The organism is Enterobacter sp. BNK-16 (genome assembly GCF_048684955.1).
GTDB classification, from domain to species: Bacteria; Pseudomonadota; Gammaproteobacteria; order Enterobacterales; family Enterobacteriaceae; genus Enterobacter; species Enterobacter bugandensis.
This window is the reverse complement of the sequence record NZ_JBLQTQ010000001.1, coordinates 1,200,496-1,212,530: the sequence shown is the minus strand read 5'-3', so window position 1 is coordinate 1,212,530 and position 12,035 is coordinate 1,200,496. Positions and strand designations below refer to the sequence as shown.

General features: G+C 53.8%; 15 protein-coding genes and 1 pseudogene. 8 read left to right on the top strand and 8 right to left on the bottom strand.

The genetic code is table 11. The features are described 5' to 3' along the window. Positions 1-95: 95 nt before the first annotated feature. Both ACMGGH_RS05835 and ACMGGH_RS05830 read left to right on the top strand, forming a co-directional pair. Positions 96-437: a SymE family type I addiction module toxin gene (locus tag ACMGGH_RS05835; RefSeq protein WP_219259580.1), complete on the top strand. Its 342-nt coding sequence runs from the start codon at positions 96-98 to the stop codon at positions 435-437. A gap of 58 nt (positions 438-495) precedes the next feature. Beyond that, on the top strand, positions 496-1,524 hold the full coding sequence (locus tag ACMGGH_RS05830; RefSeq protein ID WP_045260807.1) for a virulence RhuM family protein: 1,029 nt from the start codon (positions 496-498) through the stop codon (positions 1,522-1,524). On the opposite strand, the gene ACMGGH_RS05825 is transcribed toward ACMGGH_RS05830, so the two are convergent. The 3 genes and pseudogenes from ACMGGH_RS05825 to ACMGGH_RS05815 form a co-directional block, all read right to left on the bottom strand. After that, a complete protein-coding gene (locus ACMGGH_RS05825; RefSeq protein ID WP_150145112.1) occupies positions 1,514-1,969 on the bottom strand; it encodes an acetyltransferase in 456 nt (151 codons plus the stop codon). The two genes, ACMGGH_RS05830 and ACMGGH_RS05825, sit on opposite strands and share 11 nt — an antisense overlap. A gap of 31 nt (positions 1,970-2,000) precedes the next feature. After that, positions 2,001-2,114 (bottom strand): annotated as a pseudogene (locus ACMGGH_RS05820) (class I SAM-dependent methyltransferase); the annotation flags it as partial. A 113-nt stretch (positions 2,115-2,227) separates the two neighbouring features. Next, positions 2,228-2,752, bottom strand: coding sequence for a lipocalin family protein (locus ACMGGH_RS05815; protein WP_045260809.1), 525 nt, complete (start codon positions 2,750-2,752; stop codon positions 2,228-2,230). Positions 2,753-2,869: 117 nt separating this feature from the next. Here ACMGGH_RS05815 and ACMGGH_RS05810 point away from each other — a divergent pair, with 117 nt between their 5' ends. The 5 genes from ACMGGH_RS05810 to ACMGGH_RS05790 all read left to right on the top strand — a co-directional run bounded on the left by ACMGGH_RS05810 (position 2,870) and on the right by ACMGGH_RS05790 (position 7,391). Then, positions 2,870-3,595: a MerR family transcriptional regulator gene (locus ACMGGH_RS05810; protein ID WP_192971835.1), complete on the top strand. Its 726-nt coding sequence runs from the start codon at positions 2,870-2,872 to the stop codon at positions 3,593-3,595. Positions 3,596-3,694: 99 nt separating this feature from the next. Continuing rightward, positions 3,695-4,105 (top strand): hydroxyisourate hydrolase, encoded by a 411-nt coding sequence (gene uraH / locus ACMGGH_RS05805; RefSeq protein ID WP_028014995.1) that lies wholly within the window; start codon positions 3,695-3,697, stop codon positions 4,103-4,105. A gap of 102 nt (positions 4,106-4,207) precedes the next feature. After that, positions 4,208-5,167, top strand: a complete 960-nt coding sequence (locus ACMGGH_RS05800; protein WP_041911685.1) for a YbgA family protein — start codon at positions 4,208-4,210, stop codon at positions 5,165-5,167. 145 nt (positions 5,168-5,312) lie between these two features. After that, complete coding sequence (locus tag ACMGGH_RS05795; RefSeq protein WP_049000286.1) at positions 5,313-6,401, top strand: AAA family ATPase; 1,089 nt, start codon at positions 5,313-5,315, stop codon at positions 6,399-6,401. Between the two features lie 186 nt (positions 6,402-6,587). Beyond that, positions 6,588-7,391 carry a DUF4225 domain-containing protein gene (locus tag ACMGGH_RS05790; RefSeq protein ID WP_041911687.1) on the top strand — a complete coding sequence of 268 codons (804 nt, stop codon included), beginning with the start codon at positions 6,588-6,590 and terminating at the stop codon, positions 7,389-7,391. Here the strand turns inward: ACMGGH_RS05790 and ACMGGH_RS05785 are convergent. From ACMGGH_RS05785 to ACMGGH_RS05765, 5 genes are all read right to left on the bottom strand, one after another. After that, complete coding sequence (locus ACMGGH_RS05785) at positions 7,369-7,698, bottom strand: hypothetical protein (protein ID WP_049000283.1); 330 nt, start codon at positions 7,696-7,698, stop codon at positions 7,369-7,371. The genes ACMGGH_RS05790 and ACMGGH_RS05785 overlap by 23 nt on opposite strands. A gap of 234 nt (positions 7,699-7,932) precedes the next feature. Further along, positions 7,933-8,892, bottom strand: a complete 960-nt coding sequence (locus ACMGGH_RS05780; protein ID WP_232949019.1) for a GlxA family transcriptional regulator — start codon at positions 8,890-8,892, stop codon at positions 7,933-7,935. A 26-nt stretch (positions 8,893-8,918) separates the two neighbouring features. After that, the gene (locus ACMGGH_RS05775; RefSeq protein ID WP_232949018.1) at positions 8,919-9,698 is read right to left on the bottom strand and encodes an MBL fold metallo-hydrolase; all 780 of its coding nucleotides are present in this window, start codon (positions 9,696-9,698) and stop codon (positions 8,919-8,921) included. A gap of 122 nt (positions 9,699-9,820) precedes the next feature. Further along, positions 9,821-10,621, bottom strand: coding sequence for a lipoprotein NlpA (nlpA, locus tag ACMGGH_RS05770; RefSeq protein ID WP_028014989.1), 801 nt, complete (start codon positions 10,619-10,621; stop codon positions 9,821-9,823). A gap of 147 nt (positions 10,622-10,768) precedes the next feature. After that, entirely contained in the window at positions 10,769-11,188 is a 420-nt protein-coding gene (locus ACMGGH_RS05765; RefSeq protein ID WP_232949017.1) for a GNAT family N-acetyltransferase, read from the bottom strand. Between the two features lie 186 nt (positions 11,189-11,374). On the opposite strand from ACMGGH_RS05765, the gene ACMGGH_RS05760 reads away from it, so the two are divergent. Next, on the top strand, positions 11,375-11,944 hold the full coding sequence (locus ACMGGH_RS05760) for a TetR/AcrR family transcriptional regulator (protein WP_048959756.1): 570 nt from the start codon (positions 11,375-11,377) through the stop codon (positions 11,942-11,944). Positions 11,945-12,035: the final 91 nt, after the last annotated feature.

Below are 12,035 nucleotides of genomic sequence, written 5' to 3'. Positions count from 1 at the left end.
ACCTTAACATACGACAACCTCAGATTGAAACGCCCTCGCCAGGTACTCGCAATACCGGACGAGAGCTAACCTCACCAACTATCAAGGAGTTGATTATGGCTGATTTGCATTCTACCCCAGACACCGACCAATCCGGAACCGAGCGTTCGCTAATTGTGGGATACCGTCCTATTGTTTTCGACAAATCCACGCCGAAAATCATCCTTTCCGGCAAGTGGCTGCGCACAGCAGGTTTTGATACCGGACAACAGGTCACGGTAAAGGTCATGAAAGGGTGCATCGTTCTGGTGGCGTATAACGAGCAGGAGCAGCGGTTGCAGGACGATTATAAACGGACGAAGGCAAAGCTGATTGAGATAGAGGACGCGCTTGCGGCGATCCAAACTCAGCATCATGGAAAGCGCCTCGCAAAATCAAATACAAACCACCTGGCTTAGCGGCTGTTTCTGGCATACTACGAGCTTACCGGCATCAACCTTATAACGCGGAGGCAGCATGACATATGAAGAATTGATGAATTCACCAGCCGGTGAGTTCGTCATGTTTGCCAGCAAGGATGGAAAAGTTCGCATTGAATGCCGCTTCGAAAGCGATACGTTGTGGCTCTCACAGGCCACGATCTGTGAGTTATACGGCAAAGCCAAAGCTACGATCAGCGGGCATATCAAGAATATTTTTGATGAGGGTGAGCTGGTCGAAAATTCAGTTGTTCGGTTTTACCGAACAACTGCCAGCGATGGTAAAGTATATAACGTTCAATACTTTAGCTTGCCCGTCATTCTTGCCATCGGCTATCGCGTCCGCTCCGCACGAGGTACACAGTTCCGCCAGTGGGCCACCCAAACGCTGCAGGAATATCTGGTTAAAGGCTTCGTTATGGACGACGAGCGTCTGAAAAACCCGCCTGTGGGTTCATCCGCCGTGCCTGACTATTTCGATGAAATGCTGGAACGCATTCGCGACATACGGGCCAGTGAACGCCGGGTCTATCTTCGCGTGAGGGAAATTTTTGCGCTAGCCGCTGACTATCAGCCATCACTCAAAGAAACCACGCAATTCTTCCAGACAATCCAAAATAAACTGCATTTTGCCTGCACGGGTCTTACCGCTGCTGAGTTGATTCACCAACGTGCGGACGCCACTCAACCGCATATGGGGTTGACCAGCTATAAGGGCGAAGAAGTCCGTAAAAGCGATGTCACCACGGCAAAAAATTATCTGTCTCAGGATGAGGTCAGCGAGCTTAATCGCGTCGTTAATATGTGGCTCGATTTTGCCGAAGATCAGGCCAAACGTCGCAAGCAGGTATTTTTACGAGACTGGCAAACCAAACTCGATCAGTTCCTGCAATTTAATGACCGGGACGTTTTAGAAGGAGCTGGCAAAATCAGTAAGAAAGCAGCTGATGAGAAGGCGTGCTCAGAATACATTGAGTTTGAAAAAAAGCAGCGCCTGCTGAAAGAAGCCGAAGGTGAGAAAGATATCGTCGGCTTATTAAAATGGGATAAACAGGCTAAGCGCTAATCCCGGTATCTCTGCTCAGCTTCATATGCAACAACGGAAACGGATTTCCCTGCCCGTCCAGTTCCGAGCGTCCGACCTGCTCAAACCCCATATGTCGATAAAATGCGACGCCCTGCGGGTTCTGCTCATTCACGTCCACTTCGTTTACGCCAAACTCGGCGATGGCGTGTTTTAGCAGCAATTTCCCGACGCCCTTCCCTCGGCTCGCGTCATCCACAAAAAGCATTTCAATGCGGTTTTCATCCACGCCCAAAAAGCCGTGAATAACGCCTGCGTCATCGCGAGCTATCACGACCTTGAGGTTAGGCAGATAGGCGTTAAGCAATAACGGGCGCAGCGCCGCAATATCGCTTTCCTGTAAAAAGTGATGGGTGGCGCGAACGGAAGATTCCCAGATCGCGACCAGACGTTCAAAGTGTATGGGGAGTGCGGTTTCTATTTTCATGGGGGGATCATGATTAGAAAACCGAACTATTTCAACCCACTCTTTGAGATCTGTTCCTCATCACCCCATTCCTCGGTACCACCACGGTGACGTTTTCCATCGGCACGCCTGCCGCAATGAGAATATCCTGTAGCTGCTGTAACGCTCCCCACCGGGATGGCAGCTCCGCTCGCCCGTTCATGCCGTCTTTCTCCGTTGGGCTTTTAACGGAAGTCTATCCAGGCGAGCCAGTAATGCCCCAGGAAGAAAGCACGATTTTTACTGCTTCACCCATACCAGCTGATCAACCTGGAAGCCCAGACTGCGCGCGGTGTTCAGGTAATCCTGCTTTACCGCATCCGGGATGGTCGGCGTGCGTGACAGGATCCACAGATAGTCGCGGTTCGGGCCGCTCACCAGCGCGTACTGGTACTTATCGTCCAGCCTGATCACGTTATACCCGCCGTAGAACGGGCCGAAGAACGATACCTTCAGCGCGGCGGTGGTCGGCTCGCCGGTAAAGTAAGCTTTCCCCTCGCTCTCGCTCCACTTGTTCTTCACCGGATCAAAACCCCGGTTAAGCACGCTGATGCCGCCGTCGCTGCGCTCGCCGTAGGTCGCCGTCACCTGTTCCAGACCGCGTTCAAAGCGGTTTTCCAGACGGGCGACTTCGTACCATTTGCCGAGATAGCGGCTGGCGTCAAAGTTGGTAATAGGCTGCACGCCTTTCGGCGGCGTGGGGGATTTACAGGCGACCAGCGTCAGGGCAATCGCAACACCGGTCACAACAGGCCATAGCTTCATGAGAATTCCTTTCATTTGCACGGTAGGAAGTTAAGTGTAGTGCACCGTTTTGGCGCTTCATCCCGTTCGGGAAAATTCGTAGTATATTGAGAGTATTCCTCCACCCTGGACACGGACATGGCTTACTCCATCGGCGAATTCGCCAGACTCAGCGGCATCACCGCCACCACCCTGCGGGCGTGGCAGCGTCGCTACGGTTTACTCAAGCCACAGCGCACGGAAGGCGGCCACCGCCAGTACAGCGATGAGGACGTCCAGCAGGCGCTCAAAATCCTCGACTGGGTAAAAAAAGGCGTCCCGATCGGCCAGGTCAAACCGCTGCTGGAACGCCCGACGCCGGGGCGGACCAACAACTGGCAAACGCTGCAGCAGAGCATGCTGCAACGCCTGCAGGACGGCAAAGTCGAGTCCCTGCGCCAGATGATTTACGACGCCGGGCGCGAGTACCCAAGGCCGGAACTGGTCGCGAACGTTCTGCGTCCGCTGCGCAGCCAGGTCTCGGCTAACGTCGCCGCCGCCATGACCCTGCGCGCGATCCTCGACGGCATCATCATCGCCTACACCTCGTTTTGCCTCGAAGGCGATAAAAAAGCGCCGGGCGACAATATTCTGCTCAGCGGCTGGCACCTGAACGACCCATGCGAGATCTGGCTCGAAGCCCTAACGCGCACCGGGCAGGGCCACCGCATCGACATCCTGCCGGCTCCCCCTGACGCGCTGGCACCGGAGATTTTCCCGGAGCGGAAATGGCTGCTGGTCACCAGCGGCAAGCTCACCGCCGGGCGGAAAAAGCAGGTGGAGCAGTGGCAGCAGCAGGTATCGCTTGAAGTGATTATCCTCTGATAATTTTCTCCTGCGGGAATCTTCACGAAAAGTTGAATATTTTCCCGCGCCGCAGATGCTAACGTTTTCCTGTGACGAATAACTCAACAGGAAAACACCATGAAAAAAACTGCCCCTCTGCTGATCCTGGCCTCGATGGCCTTTGCCCCTGCCGCCTTTAGCGCCCCTGCCGGCACGCTAAGCGTCCACATTCTTGACCAGCAAACCGGAATGCCGCCATCAGACGTTACCGTTACGCTGGAGAAGCAGCAGCAGGACAAATGGACTCAGGTTGCCAGCGGCAAAACCGACCAGGATGGCCGTATCAAATCGCTCTATCCGCAGGATCAGGACATGCAGCCTGGCGTGTACAAAGTAACCTTTAAAACCGCAGAGTATTTCCACGGCAAAAAGCTGGATACCTTCTTCCCGGAGATCCCGGTGCTGTTTACCGTGACCCGCACCAACGAGAAGCTGCACATCCCACTTCTGCTTAGCCAGTACGGCTACTCGACCTACAAGGGCAGTTAAGACGCATTGATTTTAAAGGATTATAAAAAATAGTTCCGCGAATACTTGGACAAATTAGTCATGTTGTGTAAGTTTTAGTTATATGAACGGGAGGACTACACCATGACAACGAAACCTGTGCTCGGTATTAGCGGATGTTTGACCGGATCCGCCGTTCGCTTTGACGGCGGACATAAGCGCATGGGCTTCATCATGGATGAGCTGGCCCAGTGGGTGAATTTCAGGCCCGTCTGCCCGGAGATGGCCATCGGCCTGCCGACGCCTCGCCCGGCGCTGCGTCTGATCGTCACGACAGACGGTGAAACGCAGATGCGCTTCAGCCACGCGCCTCACGAAGACGTTACGCAGAAAATGGCCGACTTTGCGGCAGATTATTTGCCGAAAATCGGCGACCTCGCAGGCTTTGTTGTCTGTGCAAAATCCCCAAGCTGCGGCATGGAACGCGTGCGGCTGTACGATGAAAACGGCAACCGGGGCCGCAAGGAGGGGGTCGGGCTGTTCACCGCCGCCCTCCTTGAAACCTTGCCGTGGCTGCCCGTTGAAGAGGATGGACGCCTGCACGACCCGGTGCTGCGGGAAAACTTCGTCGAGCGCGTTTTTGCGCTGCACGAACTCAACACGCTACGTAAAAATGGCCTGACCCGCCGCGCGCTGCTGGACTTCCACAGCCGCTATAAGCTTCAGCTGCTGGCGCACCATCAGGCGGGTTACCGCGAAATCGGCCCGTTCGTTGCCTCGCTGCACGAGTGGGAAGACCTGGACGCTTTCTTCGTGGCGTACCGGGAAAAGCTGATGACCATCCTGAAAAAACCCGCCTCGCGGAAGAATCACACCAACGTGCTGATGCATATTCAGGGCTATTTTCGTAACCAGCTCAACACCCGCCAGCGCGGCGAGCTGCGCGATGTGATCCTGCATTATCGCAACGGACAGTTGCCTATCCTCGCGCCGATCACGCTGCTGAAGCACTACCTGGCCGAATACCCCGACCGGTATCTGATGACGCAAAACTACTTTGATCCCTATCCTGATGATTTGGGTCTGCGTCTGGCAGTCAAGTGATGAAAAAAATGCGAAGGCCCCATTGACCCATAGAGGCCCAAAGCAGTACCCCGTTTAGACGACATCCTCACTGTCGTCTCTTTTTTGCATTTCATCTTAAAGACTGTGATTATATACAGGCTTATTCTGCAAAAGGGGCCTGCCTGTGATCAACACCCTGCACATACAAAACTACCGCTCCATCCGCGAGATGTCGCTGGAGCTGGAGCAGCTCAACATCGTCTTCGGGCCGAACGGTACCGGGAAATCCAATATTTACAAGGCGATACACCTGATGCACAGCGCCGCGCAAGGGCAGTTTTCCCAGGCGCTGGCGAACGAGGGCGGCATTCTGAAGGTGTTCTGGGCAGGCAAAACCCGCAGCGACCAGCTGCGGCGGATGAATCTGGCGGTAGAAACTGAGACCTACGAATACGAACTGCAGGTCGGTTTTGTGGAGAAGCTGCCGTATCCCTCACAGTTTCAGCTCGACCCGGTGATCAAAGAGGAGTCCATCTGGCTGAGCGGCCAGCACCGTCGACCGTCGTCACAGCTGATGAAGCGCAGGAATCAGGCCGTGTTTCTGAACAACGTGCATCACGAGAAAGTGACCCACAGCGGCACGCTGTACGAGAACGAATCGGTATTCGGACAACTCGGCGAACCGCACCTTTACCCGGAAGTGTCGCAAATGCGCGAGTCCCTGCGTAACTGGCGATTTTATCATGAGTTTTCTGTATCAATCGGCTCGGCGATGCGCGCTCCGCAGGTTGGTTTCCGCTCCCCGGTGCTGGCCAGCGACGGCGCTAACCTGGCAGCGGCGTTTCAGACTATCGTGGAGATTGGCGACGAGCTGCTGCTGATGCGCATCCTCGACCAGGCCTTCCCCGGCTGCGTGTTTTACAGCGACAACAGCGGTGGGCGTTTTCGCATGATGATGCAGCGCGAGGGGCTGAGCAGGCCGCTGGAACCGGCGGAGTTCTCCGACGGCACCCTGCGCTTTCTGTGCCTGGCGGTGGCGCTGTTAAGCCCGCGCCCGCCGGCGTTTATCGCGTTAAACGAACCGGAAAACAGCCTGCACCCACAGATGCTGCCCGCCCTGGCGAGCTTAATCGCCGAGGCCAGCCACTACTCGCAGATCTGGCTCACCAGCCACTCACCGGAGCTGGCGACGTTGATTGAGAAGCACAGATCGTTTTCCCTGTATCAGCTGTCGATGGCGGAGGGGGAGACGAGGGTGGAGAGGCTGGGGTAAGTGTTTGTTTCCTTAATTACTTTTCTCCAGTCATCCCTCTCATGGTCGCCATCAACGACGATGATGATTTCCGCAGGTATATGCTTCAGCGAATTCAGGGCTCGCGATACATTATCCAATTTATTGTTGTCAGTTTCTGCTGGCTGGATAATCTGTAAACATTGGTTATCAGATGAGAAAATTAAAATGGATATTGCACTTTTCCCTGGTCAGAACACCCGTGCATGGGCTGAAACAATGATTAACCTTGAAGCCCGAAAGCTTATCAATACTGCGAATATTGTCGGAGGGCAACATCTCAGCGACGGACTCGCACGAATTAAATTTATGGATGATATTCGGCAATTTGTAATGCAACAGTTTAGCGCTACCCGGGCGGCCAGAAGTCATGATGAGTGCATGGAATGCCTGAAAAACATCCGGGCTGAGAACGAAAGTCTTCTTGATCAAAGCAGAATGCTTCGCTCACGTACAGCTCAGCTTTTTGCTCAGATTGAACTGGTTAAAGAAAATAACAAAGTCATCGGTTACTTTATCTCGTCGATAAAGGTTGTACTTTCCGGGTTACAGATTGTTGCAGGCGTTGGTGCAATGATGACAATGAATCCAGTGGGTGCGCTTGCAGGAGCGATTCTGGTTATGGATGGTGCAAATGCTATTTCAAAAGAAATTAACAGAACGCTTCAACATCAACCAAATTCTGAAGGTATGCTGGCAGATGGCGTCATGGATATCGCTCAGTTTATGGGATTTAAACGTGAATCAGCACTGGGAGTCTTCAACAGCGTAAGCCTGGCAGCAAGCGTCTATACGGTATTTGGCGCCATCCGAAAACCCGAATCATGGCGTCTGTTTCGCTATCTCCCGCTGGATTTCTACCGCAAGGTAGACGGTATGAATCGCGCAGCGCTCACTATGAAAATTGTCGGCTGGGGTGTTTCTGCAAAAGTCTCGTTTGATTTAATTTCTAATGCGTCTGGCCAGAACTAATGTATTTCTTTCTGTAGCGCCAGGCTTTGTAGGTAATGACCGGGGGTTGAAAAAACCAGACAATCGCCAACACGATGAAAAGAGAGATGCCCCCGGAAACAAGATTGTAATGTTCAGCGAAAAAAATAAGCGCCAGGAAAATCAGAGCCACAGTCGCAGTAATACACAGAACCATGATAAATCGCTTACCTAACTCAAGCACGACCTCGAGCAAGGATGAACCATAACGACTGATGTTTCGGTTCAGATACGCTAACTCTTTTACGGTGAAACCTGATTCAAGTAACTGCGTTTCAATATTGTTCATGCCACTACCTTTTCTTCTGGAAAGTAACGTGCAATATCTTAACCGGAAGAGATGCGTCTTGTAACCCGTCTGATACATCAGCATTTTCAGCAAAAAAACAGGACCACGCTAAAAAGACACTGGCGCTAAAGTAGAAAATAATAGATCACGGTGTTTAAAGCGCGCTCGTTAGGGGCGTTCGTAGCCGTCACCCCGAAAATGTCCCCCACGCCTTTTTATTCCATCGCGACAGAATTATAAAGACGGATGAACACGAAACGTCTTTCGCCACTCCGCTGGGCTCACCCCAAAGCGCGCCTTAAACTGCTGTCGCCAGGTGACGGCGGAATTAAATCCCACCAGCTCCGCCACGCTCTCAACGGGCATATTTCCGGCTTCAAGCAAAATCTGGCTGCGCCGCAGGCGTTCGGCGGTAAGCCAGTCGGCGACGCTCATCCCCGTGGCTTTAACAAAATGACGAGTCAGCGTGCGGCGGCTCATCGAAACCACCTCCGCCAGCGAGTCCAGACTATGCGGTTCGGTGATGTGCTGCTGCAGGTAGTCGATCAGGCAGTTAATACGTGCGTCACGGGTATCTTTCGGAACCGGCTGTGCGATGAACTGCGCCTGCCCGCCCTCGCGATGGGGCGGGACAATCATTCGACGGGCAATCTGGTTGGCGACGACGCTGCCAAAACGCTGGCGAATGATGTACAGGCAGCAGTCCAGCGCAGCCGCGGTACCGGCAGAGGTGATGATATTGCCGTCATCCACGTAGAGGGCATTGATATCCAGCTGGACGTTCGGAAAGAGCGACTGGAAGTGATGTTCAAACTCCCAGTGGGTGGCGGCCCGTTTACCGTCGAGGATCCCCGCCCAGGCCAGCACAAACGACCCCAGACACAGGCCGACAATTTCCGCGCCGTTGTCTCTCGCCAACACCAGGCTGTCGAGCAGCGCCTGAGGCGGCCGTTGAAGGACGTGCTGCCAGTAGGGAACGACAACAATGTCGGCCTGCCCGATGGCGGTGTAATCCTGCGTGGCGTTGAGGGCAAACCCGTCTTTTGAGGTAAGAAACCCCGGCGTTTCGGCGCAGATCGTCACGTTAAAGCGCTTTTCGCCGGAGACCGAATCACCAAACAGAATGCAGGGAACGGAGTAGTGGAACGGGCTGAACCCGTCTACCGCGACAATCGCGACGTTGATTAGCGACATCTGTCTCTCCTTTCCCGTTAACGCACTCAGAATATAACGGTTTCGCCATCCTGGGGAATGCTCACCGCATCGCTCACCTGGTTGGCTTCAACGTACTCACGCAGCGCGCTGCGGGTCAACAGGCAGTGGTTAATCGCCTCCATGTGGCTCGCGACGATTTTAGCCTGCGGCAGCAGGAAATGAACGTTGAGCACGTCCTCCTGCCCCATAATAATGGGCCCAAAGCCGATGACGTGGGCATAACCGGCGTTCAGTACCACCACATCCGGCTGGTGTTTTTGCAGATCGGCTGCCACCTCTTCGCGCCAGATGGTATCCCCGGCAAGATAGAGCGTCTTCTCATCAGGATGACGCAGCACCACGCCACAGGCCTCGCCCAGCCGCTCCGCCAGTTCTGGCACGGCGTAAGCGCGGTCGGTCCCGTGCTGGCCGCCGTACGTTTTCGCAATCCGAACCTCCCCGAAGGTGGTCTCGTCGGTCATGATCGTCAGGTTGGTAAATCCCTGGCTGCGCAGCAGCGCGGCGTCACGATCGTTTTGCACGTAGATCGGTTTGTCTTTGGCGATCAGATCTGCCGCGGTGCGATCCCAGTGATCGTCATGGGTATGGGTGACGATCACCGCGTCGGCGTCCAGCAGCGTGTTGACGTCAACGGGGAGCTCGACCGTCGGGTTACGGCGTTCGGCATGCGCCGTACCGGGAAAGCCCGGATAAGCGCCTTTCGGGGCCAGCATCGGGTCGATTAAAAGACGTTTTCCGGCGTAGGTAATCAGCAGGGTGGCATTGCGAATTTGGGTAATGTTCATGGGCTATCCTCCGGTTGGTGTGATAAGGAGGATAGCCAGCCGTCACAATTGGTGCTGTGGGCTAAAGGGCGATTACCGATGGTATCGGGCCATTTTCATCACCGCGTTTTCTGCCGGCACCTTTACCAGCCTGGCACCGCCCCGCCGTTGAAGATCGTCTCTGCCGCTTTCGCCACTTCCGGTGACTGATAGGACTGGATAAACGCCTTCACGTTCTCCGCGTCTTTGTTGTCTTCGCGCGTCACCACGATGTTCACGTACGGCGAGTTTTTGTCTTCAATAAAGACGCTGTCATGCACCGGCGATAGCCCGGTTTGCTGAATATAGGTAGTGCTGATGATGGCGACATCCACTTTCGGGTCATCCAGCACGCGCGGCAACTGTGCCCCTTCCAGTTCCATGATTTTCAGCTGCTTAGGGTTGGCGGTAATATCCAGCGCCGTCGGCAGCAGCCCGGTGTCCGGCTTCAGGGTGATGAGCTTCTCTTTTTGCAGCAGCAGCAGCGCGCGGCCAAGGTTGGTCGGATCGTTTGGAATGGCGATAGTCGCCCCGTCCTTCAGGTCAGAGACGGATTTGATTTTGCGGGAATAGCCGGCCATCGGAAAAACAAAGGTATTCGCCACGGCCACCAGCTTGTAGCCATGCGCTTTGTTATCTTCTGCAAGGAACGGGCGATGCTGGAAGACGTTGGCATCCAGCTCTCCCTGGTTAGTGGCATCGTTGGGCAATAGCGAGCCGCTGAAGCCGACCAGCTCCACGTCCAGGCCATATTTTTCTTTTGCCACCTTTTTGGCGACTTCCGCCACGTCCTGTTCAGCGCCGTTGATGACGCCCACTTTTATGTGTTTGGCATCGCTGCCACTTTGATCGCACCCTGCCAGCAGCAGGCCAGCGAGAACCAGAGCCCCCAATCGACGTTTCACGAGAAAGTTCCTTTTGCTGAATGTTGTAGTGACTATATCGACAACGAGGCGGTGAAATAAAAAACGAAAAAGAATCAATAAGAAGGATAAGTTATATGCGGGTATGGCCGGGTGACGCTGCGCTTACCCGGCCTACGGATTCAAAGCTTAAAGGACTTTCGCCAGGTAATGTCGCTGCATGCCCGGGTACGGATAATCCTGCAAAGACATCTGCAGCTGGTACCCCTGTTTTTCATAGAACGGGCGCGCCTGGAAGCTGACGGTATCCACCAGCGCGTGCTTGCAGCCTTTGCGTCTGGCTTCCTTCTCCGCCGTTTTGATGAGCTGGCTGCCCACGCCAGATCCGCGCACGGCATCGCTCACCCAGAGAAAGTCGATATTCAGCCAGTCGCCTTTACGCACCCCAATGAGTCCGCCGAGCATGACGCCTTTATCGTCTCGTACATAAACGCCAATGTCGCCGCTAAAGTTTGTCAGATCGATAAACTGTCCGTTATAGGCTCTTAACCCCACAAATAGCTCTTCTTTTTCTGCGGGTGTTACATTATCTGTTATGCTCAGGTGCATATTCCTCTCCTTATTTTCCGCGCAATTTGAATATCTCACAGCTTAACCTTCATAAAAACTCCTAATTTCCTCCTTTTTTTTAATACAGAAACATTCACTCAATAACTAAATAAAAAAAGCCTTTCCAATACGCATCCAAAACGTATACTGAGAACGATCATTCTCACTTTTGCACGGTATACGACGATGAGCACAAAGCTGGAAGAACGACAAAAACAACGTCAGGACGAAATCATCACCGCCGCGCGTCGCTGCTTTCGCGCCAGCGGATTTCACGCCGCCAGCATGTCGCAAATTGCCAGTGAGGCGAAGCTTAGCGTCGGGCAAATTTACCGTTATTTCAGTAACAAAGACGCGATTATTGAAGAGATGATCCGCCGCATTATCGACTCACGCATCGAAGGGATGCAGGACAAAACGGTGGTGGAAGGGATGCCACAGGCGCTCGCCTGGCGTCAGACGCTCAACGAAGACGATGATGCGTTGATGCTCGAAATGTCTGCCGAGGCGACCCGTAACCCGCAGGTGGCGGCCATGCTGATCGCAGCCGATGCCCGGATGTTTACCAACGCCTGTGCGCACCTGAAAAAACAATTTCCCCATCTGAGCGATGAACATATTCGCTGCTGCGTGGAAATTACCGCGGTGATGATCGAAGGCACGATTTACCGTCGACTCACGCCTTTAAAAGTACCGTCAGAACAATTAGAGCCTATCTATCAGAATATTTTAAATATGCTTTTCTCTGCGAAGTAATCGCATGTGAATAATTAGCGGGAATAAGTAATTTCCCAACTTAACATTTCCGGCCATGCCGGAGATGCGGTATCGCTGTGCCTTTAAATAG

Bases quoted from the DNA above. Each gene is read 5' to 3' on its own strand.
- ACMGGH_RS05780 (WP_232949019.1), bottom strand. From the start codon at position 8,892: ATGTCGCTAATCAACGTCGCGATTGTCGCGGTAGACGGGTTCAGCCCG.
- ACMGGH_RS05810 (WP_192971835.1), top strand. From the start codon at position 2,870: ATGGCTTACTCCATCGGCGAATTCGCCAGACTCAGCGGCATCACCGCC.
- uraH (WP_028014995.1), top strand. From the start codon at position 3,695: ATGAAAAAAACTGCCCCTCTGCTGATCCTGGCCTCGATGGCCTTTGCC.
- ACMGGH_RS05765 (WP_232949017.1), bottom strand. From the start codon at position 11,188: ATGCACCTGAGCATAACAGATAATGTAACACCCGCAGAAAAAGAAGAG.
- ACMGGH_RS05815 (WP_045260809.1), bottom strand. From the start codon at position 2,752: ATGAAGCTATGGCCTGTTGTGACCGGTGTTGCGATTGCCCTGACGCTG.
- ACMGGH_RS05785 (WP_049000283.1), bottom strand. From the start codon at position 7,698: ATGAACAATATTGAAACGCAGTTACTTGAATCAGGTTTCACCGTAAAA.
- ACMGGH_RS05790 (WP_041911687.1), top strand. From the start codon at position 6,588: ATGGATATTGCACTTTTCCCTGGTCAGAACACCCGTGCATGGGCTGAA.
- ACMGGH_RS05775 (WP_232949018.1), bottom strand. From the start codon at position 9,698: ATGAACATTACCCAAATTCGCAATGCCACCCTGCTGATTACCTACGCC.
- ACMGGH_RS05760 (WP_048959756.1), top strand. From the start codon at position 11,375: ATGAGCACAAAGCTGGAAGAACGACAAAAACAACGTCAGGACGAAATC.
- ACMGGH_RS05835 (WP_219259580.1), top strand. From the start codon at position 96: ATGGCTGATTTGCATTCTACCCCAGACACCGACCAATCCGGAACCGAG.
- ACMGGH_RS05830 (WP_045260807.1), top strand. From the start codon at position 496: ATGACATATGAAGAATTGATGAATTCACCAGCCGGTGAGTTCGTCATG.
- ACMGGH_RS05825 (WP_150145112.1), bottom strand. From the start codon at position 1,969: ATGAAAATAGAAACCGCACTCCCCATACACTTTGAACGTCTGGTCGCG.
- ACMGGH_RS05800 (WP_041911685.1), top strand. From the start codon at position 4,208: ATGACAACGAAACCTGTGCTCGGTATTAGCGGATGTTTGACCGGATCC.